The following is a 25,412-nucleotide window of genomic DNA, read 5'->3' on the forward strand; positions in this document are numbered from 1 at the left end:
CTGGGCGTGGCGCCAACGCGTGGACGTCCGGCGGCCAGGGGAAGCCCATCCGTGATCCCGATACGAAGTGAAGGTGCGAAATTGATACGTCGACAGACCCGGCGCCGTGGCACGCGTGCCGCGGCGATGATCGCGACTACTGCGGTGTTCGCGGGACTCATGTCCGGATTCGGCGCATCCTCGGCCACTGCTGACCCGATCATCGAGTCGAAGGCGCTGCTGGCCAACCCGGTCTCCTCCGACGGCTCGAAGATCGTCAAGGCGGAAATCAAGGACTCCCGCAACATCCGGCTGCACGTGTACTCGGCCGCGATGGACGAGAACGTCATCATCGACGTGCAGCGTCCGGCCGACGCCTCGGAGCCGCGGCCGACCCTGTACCTGCTCAACGGTGCGGGCGGCGGCGAGGACGACGCGTCCTGGGTGGCCCGTTCCGAAGCGCTGGACTTCTTGAAGGACAAGAACGTCAATGTGATCCAGCCGATCGGTGGCAAGTGGAGCTACTACACCGACTGGATCAAGGACGACCCGACGCTGGGCCGCAACAAGTGGACGACCTTCTTCACCGAGGAGCTGCCGCCGCTGGTCGACGGAGCGCTCGGCACCAACGGCGTGAACGCCATCGCGGGCCTGTCCACCTCGGGCACCACCGTGCTGGCGCTGCCGATCGCCAAGCCCGGCCTGTACAAGGCGGCCGCCGCCTACAGCGGTTGCGCCCAGACCAGTGACCCGGTCGGCTCGGAGTTCGTGAAGCTCACCGTCGAGACCTGGGGCGGCGGCGACACCGAGAACATGTGGGGTCCGCAGGGCTCGGAGGGATGGGTCAAGAACGATCCGTACGTGAACGCCGAGGGCCTGCGCGGTCTCGAGCTCTACATCTCCACCGGCACCGGTATTCCCGGCGAGCACGACGTGCTGAACGGTGAGTACGCCCTGCCCGGCGCCTACGGTCTGGCCAACCAGGTCCTGATCGGCGGCGTGATCGAGGCGGGCACCAACTACTGCACGCACAACCTGCAGACCAAGCTGAACGAGCTGGGTATCCCGGCGACCTTCAACTTCCGTCCGACCGGCACCCACTCGTGGGGCTACTGGAACGACGAGTTCCCCCGCTCCTGGCCGGTGCTGGCCAAGGGCCTCGGTCTCTGAGACCACCCGCTTCGCATCGACCGCCCTGGTCACACCCCTCGTGTGACCAGGGCGGTCGTGTTTACGGCTACACCCAGTTCTCGATCCAGTACTTCCAGATCAGCGGGGCGTACGCGGCGAGCGGCGGCACCTTGATGTCGGTGCCCGCCAGCGTGTCGGTGGCGCGCTTGGCGTCGAACCAGCAGGTGAACTCACTGTGCTCGAGCACGTCGAGCGGGACGCCGACGCGCGGCAACATCCAGTTGGCGCCCGGCACCCGCAGCAGCATGTTCATCGCGCGCTTGGGCATCACCTCGACCAGATGCGGCGCCCCCGCCTCGTCGGCGAACAGGTTCAGCGCCTCGACCGCGCTCATCCGGCGCGGGTCGACCAGATGGTAGGTGCTCGACGCCGGGCCCGGCTGGTGCGCGATGTGGTCGAGGGCCCGCGCCACGAAATCGACCGGGACCATGTTGGTTTCGCCGAGTTTGGGCACCAGCACCGGGAGAATGCGCGGCAGCTGCGCCGCCATCCGCAGCAGACGGAAGAAGTAGTAGGGACCGTCGATGCGGTCGATCTCGCCGGTCCTGGAGTGGCCGATGACGATCGAGGGCCGGTAGATCCGCCAGGCGAGATTCGAGTCCCGCACGATGCGTTCCGCCTCGAACTTGGCCTGCTGCAACGGAGTTGTCAGCGCCTGTCCCTTGTCGAACATCTCCTCGGTGAACAAGCCCTCGTACGAGCCCGCCACCTCGACGGTCGAGACATGGTGCAGCAGACCGGCTCCCAGTTCCTCGGCGGCGTCGACCACATTGCGGGTGCCCGCTCCGCGTTCGGTCAGGTCGTAGCCCGCCGCCAGGTGGAAGACGTGGTCGATGGCGCCGCGGTGTTGTGCCAGCCAGTTGCTGTCGATGCCCAGGCTCGGCGCGCCGAGGTCGCCCCGGACCGGACGCACCCGATCGCCCGCGTCCCATTCCCTGGCGCAGCAGGCGTACCGGTCGGCCGATTGCTGACCGGGCCGGACCAGCACGTGGATGTCCGTATCGCGCTCGAGCAGCTGGGGGATCAGAAAACGACCGATGAACCCAGTTGCTCCGGTAACCAGGTAAGTCATAGCGGATCAACATAGTGGGGGCGGGTGTGCCTGCCCATGGCGGGGTTCTCCGTGTGAGCACCTGCCAACGGATATGACCGGGTTGTTCGTGGGCCGTCTACGCATATAGGGACCTGCTGGGAGCGGTGTGCCTGGGGTTGTCCGTGTGAGCACCTGCCAACGGAAAATGCCGTGTCTGCTTTGTGCGCCGTTTACGCACATGGGCACCTTGCCGAGGGAGGGTGGTGTTCGCGGGCCCGAGCTACCGGTTTGCCACCCGCGAACGACCGTTCCCGCGCACCCAGCTGTGTCCGGGATTTCCGTCGGCGCCGCGGGATCGCCGCGGCGCCGAGAGGCATTTTCAGTCGGCGAAGACCGGCTTGCGCTTGGTCAGCATCGCGGTGGCTCCCTCGCGGAAATCAGGGGAGGCGAGCAGCTCGCTCTGGCCGGTCTTCTCGGCCGCGAGCGCCGCGTCCAGTGCGGTCAGCGTGGCCTGGTTGAGCGCCTTCTTGGTGAGTTCCAGCGCGCGGCGCGGGCCCGCGGCGAGCTTGGCGACCGCGGCCTCCACCGCCGCGTCGAGCTCCTCGTCGGGCAGCACGGCGGTGAACAGTCCGGCTTGCTTCCCGGCGGGCGCGGGCAGGCGCTCGCCGAGCAGTGCCATCTCCGCGGCCAGCGGGCGTCCCGCGGCCGCCGCCACCAGCGCGGCCGCGCCGCCATCGGGCATCAGGCCGATGTTGATGAACGCCAGCAGCAGGTAGGAGTCCTCGCTCGCGTAGACCAGGTCGGCGGCCAGCGCGATGCCGACGCCGACACCGGCCGCCGCGCCCTTGATCCGCGCGACTACCGGAACCGGCGCGTCCACGATGGCCCGCACCAACCGGTTGGCGGCGTCCATCACCATGTCGGAGGTGATGCCGCGCTGCGCCTCGCCGGGGCCCGCGGCCAAGTCCGCGCCGGTGCAGAAGTCGTCGCCCGCGCCGGTCAGCACGATCGCGCGCACCGAGCGGTTCTCGGCCGCGGCCACGAAGGTGTCGCCGAGCGCGACCATCGTGTCGTAATCGATGGCGTTCTTGCGCTTGGGCTTGGTGAGGGTGATACGCAGTACCTTGCCGTCCTGCACCGCCGTGAAGCCGGCGGGAGCCGTCGCGGCGGATGCGGAATCGGTATTGCTCATTTTTCGCTCCTGGTCAGCGATTCGGCGGACGCCGGGCTGTGAATGGTGGTTAACTTTGCGAATTGTGGTTAACTTATGTGGACTTGTCCGGCGCTGTCAACCAGGCGGCGCCGTCCCAGAACGGAGAGGTGCATGGTCGCGGAACACGGCGAGGTAGACCTCGCGCCCGCGCGGCCCGAACCAAACGGGGGAAGGGCCGGAGCGGAGAACGCCGGTGTTCGCCGCCGCCCCAAGGACCGCAAGGCGCAGATCATCCGGGCCGCCGCGCGCGCCTTCAGCGAGCGCGGGTACTACCCGGTCGGCGTCGACGAGATCGCCGCCGACGTCGGCATTTCCGGCCCCGCCCTGTACCGGCATTTCGCGAACAAGTACGCGCTGCTCGTCGCCGCCGCCGAGGAGGGCGCACGACACCTGCTCACCGTCGCGCGCAATGCCGACGATCCCGAGCTGGACCCGGAACCGCGGCTCGACGGACTGATCAAGGCGATCGCCGAACACACCATCGACATCCGGCGCGAGGCGGGCCTGTACCGGTGGGAGCGCCGCTACCTGGAGCGTGAAGATCGGATCCGGATCCGCAAGATCTACGACGATCTGAACGACACCATCGCCGCGCCCATCGCCGAACTCCGGCCGGACGCTCCCGAGGCCGACCTGCGGATGCTCGCCGCCTCGGTGCTCAGCGTGGTGGCCAGCATCTCCGCGCACCGCTCGGCGCTGTCCGGTGCGCGGCTGCTTCCGCTGTTGCGCGACATGTGCTGGTCGGTCCTGCGCGCCGAGCTGCCGCCCGCGCCGACGCAACCGGACCAGGGGCCCGTCGCGCGCGGCCTGCCGGTCACCTCCAAGCGCGAACAGCTGCTCGCCGAGGCCATCCGGATCTTCGGTCGCCAGGGCTATCACGAGGCGAGCATCGAGGAGATCGGCGCCGCGGTCGGGATCAACGCGTCCAGCGTCTACCGGTACTTCAGCAGCAAGTCCGATCTGCTCGCCGCCGCGTTCCACCGGACCGGCGACCGTGTCTCGGTCGCCATGACCGAAGCGCTGGCCGAGGCGACCAGCAGGCCCGAAGCCGTGCGCCTGATCGCCGCGCGCTACGCCAAGCTGACCTTCTCCACCCCGGAGATCATGCCGGTCTACTACGCGGAGTTCAGTAACCTGCCGCAGGCCGAGCAACACAAGCTGCGCGCCATCCAGCGCCAGAACGTCCTGGAGTGGGCCAACCTGCTCGACGGCGACGCGGTCGAGGCCCGCTTCCGCGTGCACGCCGCCATCGGCCAGGTCATCGACATCGGCAGGCTCATCCGCTTCGACGCCCGCCCGGCCCAGCTGGCCAGGGTGACGGCGCTGATGGACGCGGTTCTCCTCGGCTGAGGTCGCCGCCGTCCGCGCAGACGCCGCGGATGGACCGGCGGGCGAGGCTCTTCCACACCGCCCCATCCCTGTCCGTGGCCTGCCTGCGCGAACTCGAGGCGCGAATCTCGCTCAGCCGGGGCGTCCGTGGCGTAGTCGGAACAGCGCCTTGGCCATCCGAAGATGGCGCGGGTGCCGGTCGAAGGTGGCCAGGTTCATCGGCGCGCGATAGCGCTTGCGGGCGACGGCCAGCGTTCTGCTGAACTCGCGCAGCCCGTGGTCGCCGTGGCTGTGGCCCTGGCCGTATTCGCCGACGCCGCCGATGGGCAGCGCGGGAATGCCGAGGTGAGCGGTGGTCGAATTGATCGTCACCACGCCGACGCGCAGCGTCTCCGCGAAGGACTCCACGCTGTGCACGTCCCTGGTGAACACCGAGACCGCCACACCGTTGCCGGTGGCGTTGATGCGCTTGGCGGCCTCCTCGATATTCGGCACCCGGTTCACGATCAGCACGGGTCCGATCGCCTCGCCGGTGACCGCGATGCTCTCCTCCGGCACCTCGGCGAGCACGATCGGCTCGACGTACGGCTCGCGGATCGATTCCAGCCCACCGACCACCGCGCGACCACCCCTGGCGAGCGCATCGCGCACTTGTCTGCGCACCACGTCGACCTGGGCTTCCAGAATCATCGGACCGTAGGACGCGCGCTTGTCCGCGCCGGGACGCAGCCGCTCGGCGTGCTCGACGACCAGCCCGAGGAAGTTGTCGTACACTGAATCCGCCACGTAGGCCCGCTGCAAGCCGGAGGGATTCTGACCCGCGTTGGCCATCGCCCCGAACACCGCGGCCTCGGCGGCCTCGTCGAGCTTGGCGTCGACGTGCACCACCATCGCGCCCTTGCCGCCGCGCTCGACGACGACCGGCGTCATGGTCTGCGCGCACAACGAGATCACTTCCCGCGCACCCGCTTCCGAGCCCGCGTAGGCGATCTTGTCCAGCTTGGCCCGGCACAGCGCGGTCCGCGTGCCGCCGTCGCCGGTCACCACCTGGAGCACCGGTTGGTTCGGGGCCAGGTCGGCCCAGCTCTCGGCAAGCCACACCCCGACGCCGGTGGTCAGCTCGTGCGGCTTGAACACCACCGCGTTGCCCGCCGCCATGGCGTAGGCGATCGAGCTCATCGGCGTGAAGACCGGGTTGTTCCACGGCCCTAGCACCCCGACCACGCCGAGCGGCAGATAACCCACCGAACCCTGTTGATTGCGGCTGAGCCAGCTCGAACCGATCCTGCGCCGCCGCAGCGCGCGAGAAGCGTTGCGCGCGGCCCAATCCAGATTCTCGATGGCGAGCATCACCTCGATCGCGGCGTCCGCCGCGGGTTTTCCGGTCTCCTCGGAGACCAGCTCCACCAATTCGCTTGCCCGCCTTGCGATGCTGCGTTTCCAGTCCAGCAGCCAGCGTTTGCGGCCGCTGAAACCCAAATCGGCCCACCATTTTTCGGCCGCGCGTGCGGCGCGGACGGTGCGATTGAGTTCGCCGCCGCCCATCACGGCGTAATTCCCGACTACCTCCCCGGTGCGCGGATCATGGGATATCAGCACGTTCGATCGGCCCGTTCCTCCCGGATGCGCTGCCAAACGTGGCTGCGCGGACTCGGCCATGGTCACCTCTTCGCAGTCTCGACCCGCGTTGCTCCCACCCGAATCGAGCCGACCCCTGACGGACCGGCTCCCAGCGCGGTCCCGCCACAGACGAGTGAGTGCGTGTATGCCCCCGTTCAGCAGACTATGGTCGGTCGCCCCCGGCCGACAAGACTGCGTCACCGCCCTTGCACTGCCCTTGTCACGCCTCGACCAGCGCCGATCGGGCGTGGCGTGCGCACGAGGCTCGGAATGTGATGAAGCACACACTTATCCGGGTTCGCTAGTGGGTACTGAGCAGTCGTCGTTCCGGGACGCGCGATGCCGGTAACATCACGCCAGGCGGCAGGGATCACCACCCCGACGCATTCGTGTGCGTTCGGCGATCGGATCGCCGCCCCCGGCCGATAGTGGAGAGTTGATGCCGAGCTTGAACCAAGCAGAATCGCCGGCACGTCAATCGAAAGCGACGGAGCACGAGCCTGCCGTCCGCGTCGAGGACGTCCGCAAGTCGTTCGGCGACGTGCACGCACTGCAAGGGATCAGCTTCACCGCCGAGAAGGCGAGTGTGCTCGGCATCCTCGGCCCCAACGGCGCGGGCAAGACCACCACGGTCAAGATCCTTTCCACGCTGCTGCGCCCCGACTCGGGCACCGCCGTCGTCGCGGGCCACGATGTGCGCGAGGATCCGGCGGGCGTGCGGCGCTCGATCATGATGACCGGGCAGTACGCCGCGCTGGACGAGAACCTCTCCGGCCGCGAGAACCTCGAACTGTTCGGCAGGCTGATGGGTCTGGGCAGGTCCGCCGCCCGCAAGCGCGCCGACACCCTACTCGAGGAGTTCGACCTGGTGAGCGCGGGCAAGCGCGCGGTGCGCCAGTACTCCGGCGGCATGCGGCGCAGGGTGGACATCGCCTGCGGCCTCGTCGTGCGTCCCGAGGTGGTGTTCCTCGACGAGCCGACCACCGGTCTGGATCCGCGCAGCCGCCAAGGCGTCTGGGATCTGGTGAACGTGCTCAAGGAGCAGGGCATCACGGTGCTGCTGACCACGCAGTACCTCGAGGAAGCCGACGTGCTCAGCGACAACATCATCGTCATCGACAAGGGCACGGTGATCGCCGAGGGCACCGCCGAGGAACTCAAGGAGAAGACCGGCGGCAGCTACTGCGAGGTGGTGCCGCTCGATCCGAAGCAGGTGCTCACCGCCGGGTACGCGCTCGGCGACCTGGTGCCCGCCGCCGTCATGGCCGAACTCGACGGCAGCGACCGGCTCTCGTTCCCCGCCCCGCACGGCGCGACCACCCTGTCCGAGGCGCTGCGCAGGCTCGACAGCGCGGGAGTCACGCTGGCCGACATCGCGTTGCGCAGGCCCTCGCTCGACGACGTCTTCCTCTCCCTCACCGGCCATTCGGGCGGCCACTCGTGACCGCGAGCGCCACCGAACCGGACCACCGGGCCGCACTCTTCGCCGAGCTACCCGTGGCCCGGCCGTCCTCCTTCGCGCAGTGGCAGGCGCTGACCGGTCGCGTGGTGAAGACCATGGCCACCAAGGGCGAGCTGATCGTCGCCTTCGTGACGCCGCTGGTGTTCACCCTCGGCTTCTATCTGCCGCTGCGCTTCGTGATGAAGCTTCAGGGCATCGACTACGCGCAGTTCGTCATGCCGATCATCGTGCTGCAGACCATGGCGTTCACCATGCTGTCCAACGCGCAGCTCGCCGCGTTCGAGGCGATGACCGGCCTGAGCAGCCGCCTGCAGACCATGCCGATCGGCACGCTGGTGCCGTTCACCTCACGGATCTGCGCGGGTCTGGTCCGCTCGGTGACCTCGCTGACCGGCGCCGTGCTGTTCGGGTACCTGATCGGCTTCGAATTCAGCGCCGGATTCGGCCAAGCCGTGCTGTTCTGCGCGTTCTCCCTGGCCATCGGCACCGTGCTCGCCATCGGCGCGGACGGTCTCGGCAGCCTCACCAAGAGTCCGGAGCAACTCAGTCAGGCGCTGACCCTGCCGACGCTGATCTTCGGCATGCTGTCCTGCGGCTTCGTGCCGGAGAAGAGCTTCCCCGAGTGGATCCAGCCGTTCGTGCGCAACCAGCCCATCTCGCAGTTCTCCTTCGCGCTGCGCGACATGGCGGGCGACGGGGTGAGCTGGGGCGTGCTGTGGGTGCCGCTGCTGTGGCTGATCGGGTTGACGGTGGTGTTCACGCCGTTCGCGGTGTGGGCGAGTGTGAGGCGGTCATGACTGTGACGACGGAGTCCGAGGAGAAGGGCACGGAGTTCGCGCCGCTGCCGACGGTGACGCCGCGCTCGGAGCAGGCGATCGGCACCTGGGCGCAGCACAGCCTGTTGCAGTGCAAGCGACTGCTGATGGGGTGGATGCGCGATCCCGCGACCACCATCCAGACGCTGGTCTATCCGGCGCTGACCCTGCTGATGTTCGACGTCGTGCTCGGCGGGACCATCACCAGGAACACCGGTATGGACGCCATCTACGGTCAGGTGCCGCTGATCACCTTGGTGGCGGCCATGTCCGGCGCGGTGGTGAGCGCGCTCGGTTTCAAGGTGGAGAAGGCCACCGGCCTGCTGAGCCGGTTCTGGACCATGCCGATGAACCGGGCGGCGAGCCTGACGGGACGGCTGCTCGCCGAGGCGGTTCGGGTGCTGATCACCACGCTGTTCGTCATCGCGGTGGGCATGGCGCTCGGCTTCCGGTTCGGCCAGGGGCCGCTCGCGGCGGTGGCGCTGATCTGCATCCCGGTGCTGTTCGGCATCGGCTTCGCGGTGCTGTGCACGGCGCTCGCGACGCTCACCGAGGGCGTGCTGCTGGTCAGCCTGATCACGATCGTCAACACGCTGCTGATGTTCTTCAACACCGGCTTCGTTCCGGTGTTCGCCTACCCGACTTGGTTGCAGGACGTGGTCGGCAATCAGCCGATGAGCACGGCCATCGATGCCATGCGCGGTCTGTCCTACGGCGGGCCGGTCGCGGAACCGCTGCTGAAGACGATCGCGTGGACCGTCGGGATGGTCGCAGTGTTCGCGTACCCGGCGATCCGCGGTTACCGCCGCGCCGCCGAAACCGGGGCGTGAGGCGGGCTTCGATCCGCGATTCCGGTCGACCCTGGTCCGTATGCTGTGTGACAGGAGCAGAGGAGGTGTCATCAGTGACCGCAGCAGCCGCGCACGAGCCGCCGAGGGACCCTGCGGATGTGCTGCTCGAGGGCTTCCAAGCGCTGGAGCTTCCTGAAGGATTCCGAGCCGAGCTGATCGAGGGGGAGATCGTCGTGTCACCGCCGCCCGAGGGGAATCATGAGGGCAATATCTCCGCGATCGTTCGTCAGATAATCCGAAAATCAGCGGAGGATTTGGACTTCTCGGGTAACAAGGGGCTACTGCTGGATCGTGGCGGACTCTGCCCGAAGAACCGTCTGATCCCGGATGTCGTCGTCGCCTATGCGGACTCGTTTTGGGATGAGCCGTCGTGGATGGCGGTGGACAAGGTCGTGATGGTGGTGGAGGTCACCAGTTCGAAGCCGGACCGCGATCGCAAGGCCAAGGGGTATTGCTACGCGCGCGGCGGGGTGCCCTTCTACCTGTTGATCGATCGAGTAGAGAAAACCGTCACGCTTTTCGCCGAGCCTGGTGGCGCCGCCGACCTGATCGACTACCGGCAGGACGTCCGCGTGCCGTTCGGAAAGCCGATTGATCTCCCTGGCCCTTTCTCGTTCACGCTCGAGACCGGCGACCTGCGATGAATCAATGGGCGCGATGTTGCTCGCGATCGGCGGTCGCAGCAAATCCGTAACTTACCCAGCGGTTTCGGTTCGTCCAGCCGACCAGGTCGTAGCGCCAGCGGAACGGCCAGGTGTGCGCCACGGTGTTGAACAGCACCGCGCCGAGTGCGGCGTAGTCGTCGTGCGCGGTGAGCAACGCGCGCTGGCCGCGTTCGGATTCGGTGAAGAACGCCTCGAACATGGCGATCGACTGCTCGGTGGTCAGCCTGCCAAGGCCCCACAGACCGCGCATGCGCATCCAGTAGACCAGCCGGGCCCGCCACGGCCACAGCGCCTCGATCGGGTCGCGACCCTCTTGTAACGCCGTGACCGCGGTGTCGACCAGGGCGAGCGAATCGGCGACGCTGTAGCCGGTGCAGGGGTGCATCATGCCACCGCGCGATCCGAACGGAACCGCCCGCGCGACGCCCTTCTTCGGCGGCGGCTGGTCGAGCGGATAGTGCGCGGCCTCGGTCGGTTCCGCGCCGGTGAGCCGAATGCCGTGCGCGGCGAGCCGGTTCAGCGTCCGTGCGCGCAGCTCGTGCTGCGGCATGCCGCCGCGCAGGCCGAGGCTGGTCTCCTCGAAGATCACCGTGCCGTCGCCGATCGGCACCGCGTAGAGGAACGACGGTGGCGCGTCCTGGCCCGCGCCGTTCTCCGGACGCCAGTCCAGCAGCAGCCCTTCGCCCTCGGCGACCATCGGCGCGGCCGTCTCCGCGTCGACGAAGATGCCGTGCGCGCTGGCCGCCCTGCGCTGTCCGAGCGCGGGCAGGCCGCGGGTGTCGAAGACAGTGTCGGCCCGCAGCACCGTGCCGTCGGCCAGTTCCACCTCGTGCGCGTCGACGCGGGTGGCGCGTCCGGCGATCACCTCGGCGTCGTCCAGCGGCAGCGCGTCGTACAGACCCTGCTTGGACAGCACGCAGTACGGCCGCGGAATGCGGTGCTCGGTCTTCGTCCACACCGTCGGTGTTTCGATGCGGGACCCAATGGCGCTGGGCGGCAACCACTTCGGCAGTTCATCGATCCAGCAGGAATAGGTGGGCGGCCACAGCCGCTCCGGTCGCGGGTCGATCGCGATGACCCGCAGCCCGGCCCGCATCGCCCGGTGGGCGAGCGCCCGCCCGGTCGGACCGAGCCCGACGACGCACAGATCGGCCGCCTGGACCGCACCGCCACTCATATCCGCATTCAATCCGCTGCCCTGACCCCGGTGCAACCAATCAGGGGTTCGCCAGTGTCCATCTCCACCGTGCTAGCCCTGCGGGCATCGAAGGTCGAACCGCCCCGCGCTCCCAGCCACCCCGAGGCGAGTCTTACGAACACGCGCGCGCCAACTAACAGGGCGTGACCCAAGTCGTGATATCCGCGTGCACGACCTCGAGTCCCTGCTTGTCGTAGATCGACACCGGCACCACCAGGTCGCGCCCCTCGGTGATCTTCGTGAAGTCCGGAACCTCCGGCAGCTTCGCCACCGCGCGCAGACCCGTCTCGGCCTTGGCCAGGTACTGCACGTTCATCGCCTTGGGAATCCAGCGGTGCGTGGTCGGCACCGTGGCCTCGCTCAGCATGCCCATGGCCACCTCGGCCAGGTTGCACGCCGCGATGGCGTGGAAGGTGCCCAGGTGATTGTGGATGCCGAACCACTTCGGCGAGGTCACCTCGCACAGTCCCGGCTCCAGCCGCACGACGTTGGGCAGCACCGTGCCGAAGTACGGCACCCTTGCCACCATTCCCAGCGAGAACAGCGCGTGCCCCAGCCGGTTGTCCGGCAGCTTCTTCCACCCGCGCAGAGTCGCGGTCTCTTTGCTCATGCCGCTATATTACTCAAAAGTAAGTTCTGTGCTGCTCGGGTTTCTCGCAGAGTTTTCGGGACGCCTGGCAGGGCCGGTAACCTCTGCGCGGCGTACGGGCGACCTGCGAAGTCGCGGCCCGCGCCGGGGTGACGCGGACGACAGCGGGGGCGATTTGAAGTGGCTCGGGGGTCTCGGGCATACTGTTCGGGTTGCCTTGCACGGGGTCGTGCCTGTTTCGGATGAAACGGGGCGTGACCGGCGAGGCGAGCAGTACCCAATCGAGTGCTTCACCGGTTCCCGGTGTGAGTACGTCCGGGACGTTGTTCCGAGCCTGAGATGAAGTTCTAGATCCGGGCCGAGGAATAAGCGGGAAGGCGACACGCCCGACCGCGTGGACCGGAGAACCATGACAGATGAACAGCGGCGAGGATCGGGCGTGCCCGGTCGTGGTCTCCAACTGAGACGTCTTCGTGTGTTCGGGCTGTGCAAATTGAGGGTGGTGCGGAAGCCCGGCTTCCGGATCACGAAGGAAAGCGGAGAAAAGGACACTTAGCGTGGCGGGACAAAAGATCCGCATCAGGCTCAAGGCCTATGACCACGAGGCGATCGATGCGTCTGCGCGCAAGATCGTGGAGACGGTGACCCGCACTGGGGCCCGCGTGGTCGGGCCGGTGCCGTTGCCGACCGAGAAGAACGTGTACTGCGTCATCCGTTCGCCGCACAAGTACAAGGACTCGCGCGAACACTTCGAGATGCGTACGCACAAGCGCCTCATCGACATCCTCGACCCGACGCCGAAGACGGTCGACGCGCTCATGCGCATCGACCTGCCGGCCAGCGTCGACGTCAACATTCAGTGACGGGGACTCGAGACATGACTGACAACAAGAACCGGCCCGCGGCCGGCATCCTGGGCACCAAGCTCGGCATGACCCAGGTCTTCGACGAGAAGAACCGCGTCGTCCCGGTCACCGTCGTCAAGGCGGGCCCGAACGTGGTCACCCAGATCCGCACCGTGGAGCGCGACGGCTACAGCGCCGTCCAGGTCGCCTTCGGCGCCATCGACCCGCGCAAGGTGAACAAGCCGACCTCCGGCCAGTTCGCCAAGGCCGGCGTCACCCCGCGCCGCCACGTCGCCGAGATCCGCGTCGCGGACGCCTCCACCTTCGAGGTCGGCCAGGAGATCAGCGCCGACGTGTTCGAAGAGGGCGCCTACGTCGACGTCACCGGCACCAGCAAGGGCAAGGGCTTCGCCGGCACCATGAAGCGTCACGGCTTCGCCGGTCAGGGCGCCTCGCACGGTGCGCAGGCCGTGCACCGTCGCCCGGGTTCCATCGGTGGCTGCGCCACCCCCGGCCGCGTGTTCAAGGGCATGCGCATGTCGGGTCGGATGGGTAACGACCGCGTCACCACTCAGAACCTGTCGGTTCACAAGGTGGACGCCGAGAACGGCCTGCTCCTGATCAAGGGTGCGATCCCGGGTCGCAAGGGCGGCGTCGTGATCGTCAAGAGCGCCGTGAAGGGTGGTGCGCACGCATGACCAGCCTCGAGAAGAAGGCCAACCTGACGCTGCCGGTCAAAGAGATCGGTGGCAAGACCAACGGCACCGTCGACCTCCCCGCGGAGATCTTCGACGTGACCGCCAACATCGCGCTGATGCACCAGGTCGTCGTCGCGCAGCTGGCCGCGGCCCGTCAGGGCACCCACGCGACCAAGACTCGCGGCGAGGTCTCCGGCGGTGGCAAGAAGCCGTACCGCCAGAAGGGCACCGGTCGCGCCCGCCAGGGTTCGACCCGCGCGCCGCAGTTCGCCGGCGGTGGCACCGTGCACGGCCCGCAGCCGCGCGACTACAGCCAGCGCACCCCGAAGAAGATGAAGGCCGCCGCCCTGCGTGGCGCCCTCTCGGACCGGGCCCGTAACGAGCGCATCCACGTGGTCACCGAACTGGTCGCGGGTCAGACCCCGTCGACCAAGACCGCCAAGACCTTCCTGGCCGAGCTGTCGGACCGCAAGAAGTTCCTGGTCGTCGTCGGCCGCGAGGACATCGCCGCGTGGAAGAGCGTGGCGAACCTGCAGAACGTGCAGCCGATCGCCCCGGATCAGCTCAACACCTACGACGTCCTCAACAGCGACGACGTGGTGTTCAGCGTCGAGGCCCTGAACGCCTTCGTTCACGGTCCCGCCGAGGCGGCACAGGAGGAGAGCAAGTGACCACCATCGCCGACCCCCGCGACATCCTGCTGGCGCCGGTCATCTCGGAGAAGTCCTACGGACTGATCGAGGAAGGCACCTACACCTTCCTGGTGCACCCGGACTCCAACAAGACGCAGATCAAGATCGCCGTCGAGAAGGTCTTCGGTGTGAAGGTCACCAGCGTCAACACCGCCAACCGTCAGGGCAAGCGCAAGCGGACCCGCTTCGGTTACGGCAAGCGCAAGGACACCAAGCGTGCGCTCGTGACCATCTCGGCCGACAGCAAGCCCATCGAGATCTTCGGAGGCCCGGTCGCGTAAGCGAGCGGGAATCCAGAAAGCAGAGAAGAACTCATGGCAATTCGCAAGTACAAGCCGACAACGCCGGGCCGCCGTGGCTCCAGCGTCTCGGACTTCGCCGAGATCACCCGGTCCACCCCGGAGAAGTCGCTGCTTCGTCCGCTGACCAAGACCGGTGGTCGTAACGCGCACGGCCGCATCACGACTCGCCACCGCGGTGGCGGTCACAAGCGTGCCTACCGTCTGATCGACTTCCGTCGTCTGGACAAGGACGGCATCCCCGCCAAGGTCGCGCACATCGAGTACGACCCGAACCGGACCGCCAACATCGCGCTGCTCCACTACGTGGACGGCGAGAAGCGCTACATCATCGCGCCGAAGGGTATCCAGCAGGGCACCCCGATCGAGTCCGGCCCGACGGCCGACATCAAGCCGGGCAACAACCTGCCGCTGCGCAACATCCCGACCGGTACCACCATCCACGCGGTGGAGCTGCGTCCGGGCGGCGGCGCCAAGCTGGCCCGTTCCGCGGGCATGAGCATCCAGCTGCTCGGTAAGGAAGGCCCCTACGCCACGCTGCGTATGCCCTCCGGTGAAATCCGTCGCGTCGACGTGCGCTGCCGCGCCACCGTCGGCGAGGTCGGCAACGCCGAGCAGTCGAACATCAACTGGGGCAAGGCCGGCCGCATGCGCTGGAAGGGTCGTCGTCCCACGGTCCGTGGTGTCGTCATGAACCCCGTCGACCACCCGCACGGTGGTGGTGAGGGCAAGACCTCCGGTGGTCGCCACCCGGTCTCGCCGTGGGGTCAGCCGGAAGGCCGCACCCGTAAGCCCAACCGTCCGAGCGACAAGCTCATCGTCCGCCGTCGTAAGACCGGCAAGAAGCGCTGAAGGAGGAGGTAAGAAATGCCACGCAGCCTCAAGAAGGGCCCGTTCGTCGACGACCACCTCCTCGCGAAGGTGGACGTGCAGAACGAGAAGGGCACGAAGCAGGTCATCAAGACCTGGTCGCGTCGTTCGACCATCATCCCGGATTTCATCGGACACACCTTCGCGGTGCACGACGGCCGCAAGCACGTCCCGGTGTTCGTCTCGGAGTCCATGGTCGGACACAAGCTCGGTGAGTTCGCGCCGACCAGGACGTTCAAGAGCCACGTCAAGGAAGACCGGAAGAGCAAGCGGCGATGACGACGACTGAGACTCAGAACCCCACTGCCCGGGCGACCGCCAAGCACGTGCGCGTCACCCCGATGAAGGCTCGCCGCGTCGTGGACCTGGTCCGCGGCAAGCGAGTCGAGGACGCTCTCGCGATCCTGAAGTTCGCGCCGCAGGCCGCGAGCGAGCCGGTCGCGAAGGTCGTCGCCAGCGCCGCGGCGAACGCCGAGAACAACCTCGGTCTGAACCCGGCCACGCTGGTGATCTCGACGGCCTACGTCGACGAGGGCGCCACCATGAAGCGTTTCCAGCCGCGTGCCCAGGGCCGCGCGTTCCGGATCCGCAAGCGCACCAGCCACATCACCATCGAGGTCGAGAGCGTGCCCACCGCCGGTGCTGCTCGCAGCCGCCGGAAGGGAGGGGCAAAGTAAATGGGACAGAAGATCAACCCCCATGGCTTCCGCCTCGGTATCACCACCGACTGGAAGTCGCGTTGGTACGCGGACAAGCAGTACGCGGACTACGTGAAGGAAGACGTCGCCATCCGTCGGCTGCTGGCCAACGGCATGGAGCGGGCGGGCATCTCGAAGGTCGAGATCGAGCGCACCCGTGACCGCGTGCGGGTGGACATCCACACCGCGCGTCCGGGCATCGTGATCGGCCGCCGCGGCGCGGAAGCCGATCGCATCCGCGCCGAGCTGGAGAAGCTCACCAAGAAGCAGGTTCAGCTGAACATCCTCGAGGTCAAGAACCCCGAGTCGGATGCGCAGCTGGTTGCCCAGGGTGTGGCCGAGCAGCTGTCCAACCGCGTGGCGTTCCGTCGCGCGATGCGCAAGGCCATCCAGTCGGCCATGCGTTCGCCGAACGTCAAGGGCATCCGTGTGCAGTGCTCGGGCCGCCTCGGCGGCGCCGAAATGTCGCGCTCGGAGTTCTACCGTGAGGGTCGGGTGCCGCTGCACACGCTGCGCGCCGACATCGATTACGGCCTCTACGAGGCCAAGACCACCTTCGGTCGCATCGGCGTGAAGGTCTGGATCTACAAGGGCGACATCGTCGGTGGCAAGCGTGAGCTGACCGCCGCGAGCGCTCCGGCCGGCGATCGCGATCGCCCGCGCCGGGAGCGGCCGAGCCGCCCGCGTCGTTCCGGTTCCGCCGGCACCACCGCGACCGGTGTCGAGGCCGGGCGCTCCGCCGCTACCGCGGTGGCGGACGCTCCGGCAGAGAATCAGGAGGGCTGACGCATGCTGATGCCTCGCAAGGTCAAGCACCGCAAGCAGCACCACCCGAGCCGTTCGGGCATGGCCAAGGGCGGCACGTCGGTGGCCTTCGGTGACTTCGGTATCCAGGCGCTCGAGCCTGCCTACGTCACCAACCGGCAGATCGAGTCGGCGCGTATCGCGATGACTCGCCACATCCGCCGTGGCGGCAAGATCTGGATCAACATCTACCCGGATCGCCCGCTGACCAAGAAGCCCGCCGAGACCCGCATGGGTTCCGGTAAGGGTTCGCCGGAGTGGTGGGTCGCGAACGTCAAGCCCGGCCGCGTGATGTTCGAAATGTCTTACCCGAACGAGGAGATCGCTCGCGAGGCGCTGCGCCGCGCGATGCACAAGCTCCCGATGAAGTGCAGGATCGTGACCAGGGAGGAGCAGTTCTGATGGCTACCGGTACACCGGCCGCAGAGCTCCGCGAGCTCACCGAAGAGGAACTCGTCTCCCGCCTGCGTGAGTCGAAGGAAGAGCTGTTCAACCTGCGCTTCCAGATGGCGACGGGTCAGCTGGACAACAACCGTCGTCTGCGCGTCGTCCGTCACGAGATCGCGCGCATCTACACGGTCATGCGTGAGCGCGAGCTCGGTCTGGCCACCGGACCCGCTGGCAAGGGAGATGCGGCATGAGCGAGAACGTTGAGGTGCGCGGCCGCCGCAAGGTGCGGATCGGCTACGTCGTCTCGGACAAGATGAACAAGACCATCGTGGTGGAGCTGGAGGACCGGGTGAAGCACCCGCTCTACGGCAAGATCATCCGCACCACCTCGAAGGTCAAGGCCCACGACGAGAACGAGATCGCCGGCATCGGCGACCGCGTTCAGCTGATGGAGACCCGCCCGCTGTCGGCCACCAAGCGCTGGCGTCTGGTCGAGGTTCTGGAGAAGGCGAAGTAAGCCTGCTCCACGGCTGAGAGTCGAAGCACAACGGCCCGCTTCCCGTTTGGGAAGCGGGCCGTCGTCGTTTTCGGAGTCGTCCTGGCCTCTCTGGTATCACCACTGATACCATGACCACATGGCGTGGACCATGCGGTTTCCCGAGGACGAAGAGGCGGCGCTCAATGCGCAAGCCGAAGCCGAGGGGCGCTCGAAGCACGAGATCACCCGCGATGCCGTACGCGCGTACCTGATGCGCCACCGCAAGTGGAATGAGCCCTTGCTCCGCGATGATGAAACTTTCGACCTTGGCGGACCTATCGGCAAGGAAGAAATTCGCGACGCGATGAACCGATCCGCATGATCGTCGTAGCCGACACATCGGGAATCCTCGCTTTGTTCAACCGCTCCGATCCCGACCACTTCGGCGCGCGTCGGGCGGCGGATTCAGCCAGTGCACTCGTCATCAGTCCGCTTGCGTTGACCGAGGTGCACCATGTGGCGAGCGTGCGCGCTGGGCGCCGAGTGGCCGACGGCATCCTCGGTCTGCTCGCCGATCGAGTTGCGGCTACCCGTGTGGTCGTGGCGAACGTCGATGCTGCGCAGATTCGTACGGCTCTCAGCGTCAGGACGAAATACGACGGTCTGGACCTCGACATGGTGGATGCCATGTGTGTGGCCCTGGCGGACGAATTCGATACCGATGCGATCCTTACCCTCGACCGACGGGACTTCCGCGCCCTCCGCCCCCTCGATCACTATCCTGCATTCCGCATCTTGCCGGATGACCTGTGCCCATAGCCCGCAAGGTCATGGGCGATCGGCAGGCCGGTCGAGTTCGTGTCGGCCTCTAGTCATGTCGAGCCGATTGTCTCGACAGTGGCCTCGATCCCATCGTTTACCAGCCGCTTACGGCGTACTTCTTGCAGCGCGCGCCCTCGGATAGCTCGTACTTCGTCGAGGCGAGAATCCAGCCTGCCTGGCCGCCATTTGGCTGCGGTGGGCGCGTTGGCGTGTGCTGTGAGTTCGCCTGTGGTGCTTGGTGGCCGGGCTGCGGTCCGACGTAAGGGCTTCGGGCGTGGGTGCCCGGATCTGCCCTGATCGCACACCTCTTGCGCTATACGTATACATCTACTTATAGTATGTCGGTACCGAGTGCCGGGAACGCGCACGACGTCATCCACAACCGCACAGCAGCCGACTACGACGGACCGAATGGGGGTTCGCCGCTAGTTGAACCATGCCTGTATGCGCATTCACGAATGAAAACGGGGACATCATGACCAACGATCAGCAGGCTGACGACGTAGTCGCCGAGCCTGCCCTCATCGAGGCCGCGCCCATCGACATGGAGAAATCCGACGATCTGGAAGAGATCGTGCTGAAGGCCGGGCCGGGCGGCGGGCGCCTCCAGCGCTTCCACGGTCGGCGGCTCGCCGAGGCGCGGCAGATCACCAAGGACGGTGCCGAGGTGGTGCGGGTCTACCGCACCGTCGCCGACATCGCCCAGCACGGCCGTCACCAAGACCTCGACATCTGAGCCGCTCCCGGTTCAACGAAAGGAACTCGCATGTTCGGCCGTCTCGGGCGTCTCGTCGTCCACCACCCGTGGAAGGTGATCGGCTTGTGGCTGATCGCCGCCATAGCGGTGGTGGCTTCCGCCCCCGAATTCACCTCGACCACCGATCAATCCAGCTTCCTGCCTTCGCATTACGAGTCCATCAAGGCGATGGAGTTGCAGGAGAAGGCGTTTCCGCAGAACTCCGCGCCGGCGGCGCTGATCGTCTTCGCCCGCGCGGACGGCGGGCCGCTCACCGAGCAGAACTCGGCGGCGGTGGCGGCCGCGGCGACGGAACTCAGCGGTGCGAACATCAAGGGCGTCACCGGGATTCAGGCGACGCCGCCCTCGGACAATCGCCTGATCCAGGTCATCGCCGTGCAGATGACCAAGGTCACCAACGCCTCCGACAAGACCCAGGGCGACGCGGTGAAGAGCCTGCGCGACAGCCTGAAAGAGCAGGTGCGCGACACCGATCTGAAGGCCGGCATCACGGGAGCCGCGGCGCAGACCCTGGACCAGACCGAGTCCGGCGAAAAGGGCATGGCCATCATCGGCGTGGCGACCATCCTGCTGATTCTGGTGTTGCTGCTGATCATCTTCCGCAGTCCGGTGATCGCGCTGCTTCCGGTGATCGTGATCGGCGGTATCTCCAGCATGGTCGGCAGCCTGATCGCCATGGTGAGCAAGGCATTCGACCTGGAAATGGATACCTCGGTCAACTCGATGCTGGTGGTCGTGCTGTTCGGCGTCGGCACCGATTACATCCTGTTCCTGATGTTCCGGTACCGGGAGCGGCTGCGCGCTGGCGAGGATCCGAAGACCGCGATGGTCAGCGCGGTCGCCAGGGTCGGCGAAGCCATCACCTCGGCGGCGGGTGCGGTGATCATCGCCTTCATGGCGCTGACCCTCTCCACCCTCGGCCTGTTCCGTTCGCTCGGCCCCGCGCTGGCGATCGCGGTCGCTGTGGCGCTGGCGGCGGGACTCACCCTGGTGCCCGCGATCGTGTCGCTGCTCGGGACGAAGGTGTTCTGGCCGTCGAAGGCGTGGCAGGTGGAGCCGAAGGGCGCGCGGTTCACCGCGATCGGCGCGGCCATGGGGCGCCGGCCCGGGGTGTTCGCCGTCGTCTCCGGCGGTGTGCTGGTGGCGCTGAGCGTCTTCGCCATCGGGTTCAACCCGACCTTCGACCTCGGCTCGGGCTCGACCTCGGACGCATCCGAATCCGTCGTCTACAACAAGGAATTGCTGAAGGGCATGCCCGCGGGCGCTACCCAGCCCTCGGACGTGCTGCTGCACGCGCCGAACGGACAGCTGAGCCAGGATCAGCTGCGGGGATACCGCGCGGCGCTGGCCGAGGTGCCCGGCGTGGGCATGGTCGGCGAGCCGCTGCTGTCGGCCGACGGAGCCATCGCGAACTTCCAGGTGACTCTCGCCGACGCGCCGGAATCCGATGCCGCGCTGGACACCGTCCGCGGACCGCTGCGCACGGCGGCGCACGACGCGGCGCCCGCGGGCACGACGACGGCGGTCGGCGGAATCACCGCGGTGTTCGTGGACTTCCAGGACGCGATGAACCGCGACTACGCCATCGTGTTCCCGGTGGCGGCAATCCTGATCATGATCGTGCTGGCACTGCTGCTGCGCAGCCTGGTCGCCCCGTGGTATCTGATGGCCTCGGTCTTCCTCGGTTTCGCCGCGACGCTCGGCGCCACGGTGCTGGTCTTCCAGAACATCCAGGGCGATTCCGGGTTGATCTTCACGCTGCCGGTGATCATGTATCTGTTCGTCGTCGCGCTCGGCACCGACTACAACATCCTGATGATCGCCCGGCTCCGCGAGGAGACCCGCGAGGGTCGCGACCCGCGCGAGGCGGCGGCGCTGAGCCTGCGGCACACGGGTCCGACGGTCGCCGCGGCGGGCGTCATCCTGGCGGGCACCTTCGCCGCGATGATGTTGGCGGGCAACAGCATGCTCTCCCAGATGGGCTTCGCGATCTCGGTCGGCATCGCCATCGCCGCCTTCGTCATGGCGATGTTCTTCACGCCCGCGATCACCGCGCTGCTCGGCCACCGCGCCTGGTGGCCGGGACACGGTGACCGCGGCGGGAAGTCGGGCGGCTCGGAGGGCGCCGATCACGAATCCGGGTCGTACTACACGACCTCCGCCGATGCCACGCGGGTGGAAGCGGTCTTCGATCGATAGCTAGCTGTGGACCGAAGGGCTGTTCGTCGAAAGTGTTCGGCGAACAGCCCTTTCGGCTTGGGCGGTGGGGCATGGCGGACGTCTTCGCGGGTCGATCCGCCGCGGGACAGGCCTCAGCCGTTCGTCGCGTAGGGGCGGCGGACCTTGTGGGCGGAGTCGATGACGCGGGCGACCGCGGAACTGGAAACGCCCACTTCCTTGGCGATGCCGGTGCCGGACCAGGATTGGTCGGCGAGGGTGAGGATGTCGGCGATCTGCTCGACCGGCAGCTTGGACAGGCCCTGCTCGGCGATGCTCCTGGCGACCATGCGGACCTCGTCCTCGGCGCTGTCCGGTTCCTGGTCGAAGTCGTCCTCGGCGTCCTCCTCGGCGATGGCGCGCTGGGTGGCGAGGATGATTTCGGTGCTGCGTGGGCGGTGGGGTTCCGGCTCGGGCTCCAAGGTGAGCTGCTCGGCGAGATCGACGGCATCCGCGGTGCTCAGGGCATCCGTTGCTTCGGGAGCGTCCGGTTGGGGATACGCGATGGTGTTCAGGGCGTGGGATCCGGCCCACATCGACGTGGTGTGGCCGCTGCCGTTGGTGCGACCGGTGCCGTTGATCGGTCGAAGTCGCGGTTGGGACAGGGGAACCGCTTGGGCGGCAGCGTGATTGGCGCGTCCGTTGCTGGAACCGTTGCGGCGGTGAGAAGGTGGTGTGACGTCGTCCTCTTCGGCGAGTCCGCCGGTCAGCAGGGAGAGCGGGACGGCGTACGAGATGCTTCGTCCAGGAGCGGGGGTGTCGGAATCCTCGCTCGCGTTGGGGCTCTCGTCGGCTTCCAACTCGGCATCGGCTGCCGAGGGTTGGGGAGCATGGTCAGTGGCAGGCTCGCCGCCAGCGCGGTCGCTCGCGGACATCGGGCCGGTTACGCTTCCTGCGGTCGGCGAGAAGACTCTCCGGTTCGCATCCGGCAAGTCGTCGTCGGCCGAAGTGCTTATGGTGTTTTCGGCAGGCTGATCGGTTCGGCCGATCGACAGATCGGGGTGGCTGTTCGCCGAAGCCGGTATGGGCGCGTCGCTCTCGGCGGGTCGACCGGTTGGGCGGCTCGACGGGCCGTTGCCGTCCGCCGAGGTCGGTACGGTCGCGTCGTTCTCGGAAGGACGGTCGGCTCGACCAAGTGTGGATGCCGGTTCACTGCCCGAAGACGGCGCGGTAGCGCTACTCGAGGATGTCAGCCGGGTCTCGCCGCGCACACCGAGCGGATCGTTTCCGCCTCTCGCCGTGGCAGTTTCGGCGCCGACAGCACTTTCCGACTCGAGGGAGTGGCCCACCTGGAACAGGTCACCCGCACCGAATCCATTGGAGCCGAGCGCAAGTCCCTCCCGCTCCGCGACGGCCCTCCGGTACTCCTCGGCCTGATAAGACCCGCGCAATTTCGGCACCGCGGTGTCGTCGACGATCGGCACGCTATCGATGAGCTGCGCGTATCGGGCCGCGACCCACGCGTGCAACCAGATCACCACGCCGACCATCGCGGGCGCGATCGCGTACTCGGCGGCCCTGCCGAGATCGCCTGCGGCCAAGTGCGGCCCGGTGTTGAGTGCGATGGTGGTGCCGAGCAGCGCCGCCTCGAAGACGATCACCTTGCCGCGCGGCAGTTCCCGTCCCCAGCGGGCGGCGGTCGTCGCGACCACCATGATGGTGATGATCGGAATGGAGATCATCGCCTCGATGCCGTAGCTGAGCCAGTACAGCGGATCGGACATGTCGCCGCTGGGCACGAGGTTGTGCTGCACGTTGACGCCCGCCCACACCATGCCGAGGATGACGACGCCGATCAACGCTCGCGAGGACCATTCGGCGCGGCGGTACAGCTGGGCAAGTCGCGCATCCTGATTGGCGACGCGGCGGCGAGCCGCCAGGGCGCGGCGGTGCCAGCGCGCGTCGTCCTCGTCGGCGCGACGGATGGCGGCCGAGGTGCGCCGATCGCGCTTTTCGGCGGCGAGCTCGTCCTCGACGGCGCGGCGTCGCTGGCCGCGCCGCTGGGCCCGGATCCACTCGGCGAGTTCACGTTCCGCGGCGATCTCGGCATCGGAGAGCACCTCGACCAAGGCGGTGTCGTGCTGCAGCGGCAGTTTCCCGCGCGCCGTCGCGACCCGTTGTGCCAGTGCCGCTATCTCGGAATTGCCGGTCGACGGTTCGTCGGGCATCGCGAGCCTTCCCTGGAGCCGATATCGGGCCGATCACTCGGCGTCGACAAGTGTGCTCGAACATATGTGTGAACGCGATGAGACTAAACCGACGGCCGTCCGCGGTCAACGCGAAGCGTCATGCGCCGAGGTCGAACGGCCGAGCGAAAGTGTCAGCTGCCGCCGACCCACTGGACCATCAGCACGTGAACTTCCCGGCGCTCCTCCACGATCAGGTAAGTGATCAGACCGTCGTTCTCCGTGCCGAAAACCATGTTGCGAACCGGTGCGTCCGGATTTCCGGCATTGACCGAATCGCCGTTCCATGGACTGAGTTCTAGGAAGGTGCACGCCTCCGCGTAGTTGGGTAGGGCGCTTGGGGGAAGGGCTTCAATTTGCTGGTGAACGTCTGAATCCGTGTGGACTCGGTACACCTACATCCCGGCTTTCGTCCGGGTGACCGACAATGGCTCGTCGGTCGGGCTCTCTTCGCCCGTGGCCAATTTCGCCGCCCGGCGCACCGCTCGGCGGTATGCGTCGCGGTCGCTCTGCATCAAGGCGACGCGACGCCAATGCTCCAGAACTCGGAACAGTCCCGTGAGGTCGAGCGTCTCGCGAGCTTCCGTCAGCGCGTGTTCGTACGCTTCGTCGAAACTCGGGCGGTCGTCCGGCAGTAGTCCGGCTCGGATGGCATGCGGCGAGGCGCCCGGACGCAGGGGGTGGCCGCTGCTCGGCTGATCGTCGTAGGCGTACGTCGCGGTCATGGTCACTACGATATTCCGTGGTCGGCCGACACGCCCGTGGCGCTAGGCCAGGGTTGTGTGCCAGACGAGGGCGGCGGCGAGGGCGCCCGCGCCGTTGACGGACCAGTGCAGGGCGATGGGGGCGAGGAGGCTGCCGCTGCGGCGGCGCAGCCAGGTGAAGACGACGCCCGCGGCGGCGGTGGCGACGACGGCGAGCAGGATGCCGACGATCTGGCCTAGGAGACCGCCGCCGAGGAATCCGGTGAGTCCGCGGTTGCTGGTGGTGAGGCCGAAGGACGAGGCGATGTGCCAGAGGCCGAAGAGCAGCGAACCGGCCGCGAACACTCCGCGCGCGCCGTAGACGCGGTCGAGGGTGCCGTGCAGCACGCCGCGGAAGGCGAGTTCCTCGGGGATGACGGTCTGTAGCGGGATGACGATCATCGACGCGATGAGCGCGCCGGAGATGGTGGCGTACCGGTCGGCGAGGAAGAACGGGCGCGTCACCGGCAGTAGCGCGCCGATGGCCACGGCCGTGAGGACGATGCCGACGGCGGCCAGCGCGTACAGCGACCCGCGCCGCCAATGCCTGGGGGAGAGTCCGAGTTCGGCCCAGCCGAGCCCGCGTCTGCGGACCAGGACGAGCAGCACGATCGCGGCGATCGGAACGGTGACGATGTTGGCCCACGCGGTGGTGAAGTGCGCGATCAGGTTGGTGCCCGCCAGGACGACGATCACGACCGCTACATCGATATAGGCATGCAGTTTGCCGCGGGCCTGGGCCGCTTCCTCGAGGTCCGTTCGAAACACCCGGCCCAGTGTAGGGGCGGGTCATGCGGCTCGCCGCCGGTTGAGCGCCTGATCACAGCCGCCGAATACCCCGCGAAGATCGAATCGGCGGCGCTGTTCCGCATCTGAATGACACATGTTTCAGTTTTTTCCGGAAACCGGCCCGCAGGGAAATGAACGGTCGATACAGTCCGCTCATTCGCACCGATGTGCGTTTCGAA

29 protein-coding genes are annotated in these 25,412 nt (G+C 67.3%); 21 read left to right on the plus strand and 8 right to left on the minus strand.

Translation table 11 applies throughout. From position 1 onward, the window contains the following. Positions 1-126: 126 nt before the first annotated feature. Positions 127-1,149 (plus strand): alpha/beta hydrolase, encoded by a 1,023-nt coding sequence (locus T333_RS06745; protein ID WP_496423930.1) that lies wholly within the window; start codon positions 127-129, stop codon positions 1,147-1,149. Between the two features lie 67 nt (positions 1,150-1,216). On the opposite strand, the gene T333_RS06750 is transcribed toward T333_RS06745, so the two are convergent. After that, positions 1,217-2,242: an SDR family oxidoreductase gene (locus T333_RS06750; protein WP_355000194.1), complete on the minus strand. Its 1,026-nt coding sequence runs from the start codon at positions 2,240-2,242 to the stop codon at positions 1,217-1,219. A 340-nt stretch (positions 2,243-2,582) separates the two neighbouring features. Then, positions 2,583-3,395 carry an enoyl-CoA hydratase-related protein gene (locus T333_RS06755; RefSeq protein WP_496423931.1) on the minus strand — a complete coding sequence of 271 codons (813 nt, stop codon included), beginning with the start codon at positions 3,393-3,395 and terminating at the stop codon, positions 2,583-2,585. 132 nt (positions 3,396-3,527) lie between these two features. Between T333_RS06755 and T333_RS06760 the strand changes: the two genes are divergently transcribed. Next, positions 3,528-4,766: a TetR/AcrR family transcriptional regulator gene (locus tag T333_RS06760; RefSeq protein WP_355000192.1), complete on the plus strand. Its 1,239-nt coding sequence runs from the start codon at positions 3,528-3,530 to the stop codon at positions 4,764-4,766. A gap of 111 nt (positions 4,767-4,877) precedes the next feature. Here T333_RS06760 and T333_RS06765 read toward each other — a convergent pair whose 3' ends face one another. Next, positions 4,878-6,404 carry an aldehyde dehydrogenase family protein gene (locus T333_RS06765; RefSeq protein ID WP_496423932.1) on the minus strand — a complete coding sequence of 509 codons (1,527 nt, stop codon included), beginning with the start codon at positions 6,402-6,404 and terminating at the stop codon, positions 4,878-4,880. Between the two features lie 400 nt (positions 6,405-6,804). On the opposite strand from T333_RS06765, the gene T333_RS06770 reads away from it, so the two are divergent. The 4 genes from T333_RS06770 (at position 6,805) to T333_RS06785 (ending at position 10,137) form a co-directional block, all read left to right on the plus strand. Then, on the plus strand, positions 6,805-7,809 hold the full coding sequence (locus T333_RS06770) for an ATP-binding cassette domain-containing protein (protein WP_355000190.1): 1,005 nt from the start codon (positions 6,805-6,807) through the stop codon (positions 7,807-7,809). After that, positions 7,806-8,624, plus strand: coding sequence for an ABC transporter permease (locus T333_RS06775; RefSeq protein WP_496423933.1), 819 nt, complete (start codon positions 7,806-7,808; stop codon positions 8,622-8,624). The genes T333_RS06770 and T333_RS06775 overlap by 4 nt, the downstream gene beginning before the upstream one ends. Further along, positions 8,621-9,472 carry an ABC transporter permease gene (locus T333_RS06780; RefSeq protein WP_496423934.1) on the plus strand — a complete coding sequence of 284 codons (852 nt, stop codon included), beginning with the start codon at positions 8,621-8,623 and terminating at the stop codon, positions 9,470-9,472. The genes T333_RS06775 and T333_RS06780 overlap by 4 nt, the downstream gene beginning before the upstream one ends. A 74-nt stretch (positions 9,473-9,546) precedes the next feature. Continuing rightward, positions 9,547-10,137 carry a Uma2 family endonuclease gene (locus T333_RS06785; RefSeq protein ID WP_496423935.1) on the plus strand — a complete coding sequence of 197 codons (591 nt, stop codon included), beginning with the start codon at positions 9,547-9,549 and terminating at the stop codon, positions 10,135-10,137. Position 10,138: 1 nt separating this feature from the next. Here T333_RS06785 and T333_RS06790 read toward each other — a convergent pair whose 3' ends face one another. Beyond that, positions 10,139-11,335 (minus strand): lycopene cyclase family protein, encoded by a 1,197-nt coding sequence (locus T333_RS06790; RefSeq protein WP_496423936.1) that lies wholly within the window; start codon positions 11,333-11,335, stop codon positions 10,139-10,141. A gap of 154 nt (positions 11,336-11,489) precedes the next feature. Next, positions 11,490-11,966: a hotdog fold domain-containing protein gene (locus T333_RS06795; protein ID WP_357246015.1), complete on the minus strand. Its 477-nt coding sequence runs from the start codon at positions 11,964-11,966 to the stop codon at positions 11,490-11,492. A gap of 536 nt (positions 11,967-12,502) precedes the next feature. Here T333_RS06795 and rpsJ point away from each other — a divergent pair. The 15 genes from rpsJ (at position 12,503) to T333_RS06870 (ending at position 21,497) form a co-directional block, all read left to right on the plus strand. Continuing rightward, positions 12,503-12,808 (plus strand): 30S ribosomal protein S10, encoded by a 306-nt coding sequence (rpsJ, locus tag T333_RS06800; protein ID WP_003938093.1) that lies wholly within the window; start codon positions 12,503-12,505, stop codon positions 12,806-12,808. Between the two features lie 14 nt (positions 12,809-12,822). Beyond that, positions 12,823-13,488 (plus strand): 50S ribosomal protein L3, encoded by a 666-nt coding sequence (rplC, locus tag T333_RS06805; RefSeq protein WP_355000185.1) that lies wholly within the window; start codon positions 12,823-12,825, stop codon positions 13,486-13,488. Further along, positions 13,485-14,159, plus strand: coding sequence for a 50S ribosomal protein L4 (gene rplD / locus T333_RS06810; RefSeq protein ID WP_357246012.1), 675 nt, complete (start codon positions 13,485-13,487; stop codon positions 14,157-14,159). Before rplC ends, rplD begins: the two co-directional genes overlap by 4 nt. After that, a complete protein-coding gene (gene rplW / locus T333_RS06815; protein WP_014981657.1) occupies positions 14,156-14,461 on the plus strand; it encodes a 50S ribosomal protein L23 in 306 nt (101 codons plus the stop codon). Before rplD ends, rplW begins: the two co-directional genes overlap by 4 nt. 33 nt (positions 14,462-14,494) lie before the next feature. Further along, positions 14,495-15,331, plus strand: a complete 837-nt coding sequence (gene rplB, locus T333_RS06820; RefSeq protein ID WP_067785345.1) for a 50S ribosomal protein L2 — start codon at positions 14,495-14,497, stop codon at positions 15,329-15,331. A gap of 15 nt (positions 15,332-15,346) precedes the next feature. Next, positions 15,347-15,628, plus strand: coding sequence for a 30S ribosomal protein S19 (rpsS, locus tag T333_RS06825; protein ID WP_067785343.1), 282 nt, complete (start codon positions 15,347-15,349; stop codon positions 15,626-15,628). After that, the gene (gene rplV, locus T333_RS06830) at positions 15,625-16,026 is read left to right on the plus strand and encodes a 50S ribosomal protein L22 (protein ID WP_141807402.1); all 402 of its coding nucleotides are present in this window, start codon (positions 15,625-15,627) and stop codon (positions 16,024-16,026) included. Before rpsS ends, rplV begins: the two co-directional genes overlap by 4 nt. Next, positions 16,027-16,833: a 30S ribosomal protein S3 gene (rpsC, locus tag T333_RS06835; RefSeq protein ID WP_355000183.1), complete on the plus strand. Its 807-nt coding sequence runs from the start codon at positions 16,027-16,029 to the stop codon at positions 16,831-16,833. It begins immediately after the preceding gene. Positions 16,834-16,836: 3 nt separating this feature from the next. Beyond that, positions 16,837-17,253: a 50S ribosomal protein L16 gene (gene rplP / locus T333_RS06840; RefSeq protein WP_067785334.1), complete on the plus strand. Its 417-nt coding sequence runs from the start codon at positions 16,837-16,839 to the stop codon at positions 17,251-17,253. Further along, a complete protein-coding gene (gene rpmC / locus T333_RS06845; RefSeq protein WP_011207272.1) occupies positions 17,253-17,492 on the plus strand; it encodes a 50S ribosomal protein L29 in 240 nt (79 codons plus the stop codon). Before rplP ends, rpmC begins: the two co-directional genes overlap by 1 nt. Further along, entirely contained in the window at positions 17,489-17,758 is a 270-nt protein-coding gene (rpsQ, locus tag T333_RS06850) for a 30S ribosomal protein S17 (protein ID WP_355000181.1), read from the plus strand. The genes rpmC and rpsQ overlap by 4 nt, the downstream gene beginning before the upstream one ends. 118 nt (positions 17,759-17,876) lie before the next feature. Then, the gene (locus T333_RS06855) at positions 17,877-18,101 is read left to right on the plus strand and encodes a ribbon-helix-helix domain-containing protein (protein ID WP_496423937.1); all 225 of its coding nucleotides are present in this window, start codon (positions 17,877-17,879) and stop codon (positions 18,099-18,101) included. Beyond that, on the plus strand, positions 18,098-18,538 hold the full coding sequence (locus T333_RS06860) for a type II toxin-antitoxin system VapC family toxin (protein ID WP_496423938.1): 441 nt from the start codon (positions 18,098-18,100) through the stop codon (positions 18,536-18,538). The genes T333_RS06855 and T333_RS06860 overlap by 4 nt, the downstream gene beginning before the upstream one ends. A gap of 478 nt (positions 18,539-19,016) precedes the next feature. Beyond that, positions 19,017-19,277, plus strand: coding sequence for a hypothetical protein (locus T333_RS06865; RefSeq protein WP_496423939.1), 261 nt, complete (start codon positions 19,017-19,019; stop codon positions 19,275-19,277). 30 nt (positions 19,278-19,307) lie between these two features. Continuing rightward, positions 19,308-21,497 carry an MMPL family transporter gene (locus tag T333_RS06870; RefSeq protein ID WP_496423940.1) on the plus strand — a complete coding sequence of 730 codons (2,190 nt, stop codon included), beginning with the start codon at positions 19,308-19,310 and terminating at the stop codon, positions 21,495-21,497. Between the two features lie 113 nt (positions 21,498-21,610). On the opposite strand, the gene T333_RS06875 is transcribed toward T333_RS06870, so the two are convergent. From T333_RS06875 to T333_RS06885, 3 genes are all read right to left on the minus strand, one after another. After that, positions 21,611-23,683: a hypothetical protein gene (locus T333_RS06875; protein ID WP_496423941.1), complete on the minus strand. Its 2,073-nt coding sequence runs from the start codon at positions 23,681-23,683 to the stop codon at positions 21,611-21,613. A 413-nt stretch (positions 23,684-24,096) separates the two neighbouring features. Then, complete coding sequence (locus T333_RS06880; protein WP_355000175.1) at positions 24,097-24,426, minus strand: DUF6247 family protein; 330 nt, start codon at positions 24,424-24,426, stop codon at positions 24,097-24,099. 42 nt (positions 24,427-24,468) lie between these two features. Next, positions 24,469-25,212, minus strand: coding sequence for a CPBP family glutamic-type intramembrane protease (locus T333_RS06885; RefSeq protein ID WP_355000174.1), 744 nt, complete (start codon positions 25,210-25,212; stop codon positions 24,469-24,471). Positions 25,213-25,412 lie beyond the last annotated feature (200 nt).

It is taken from the genome of Nocardia sp. CNS-044 (genome assembly GCF_059570515.1).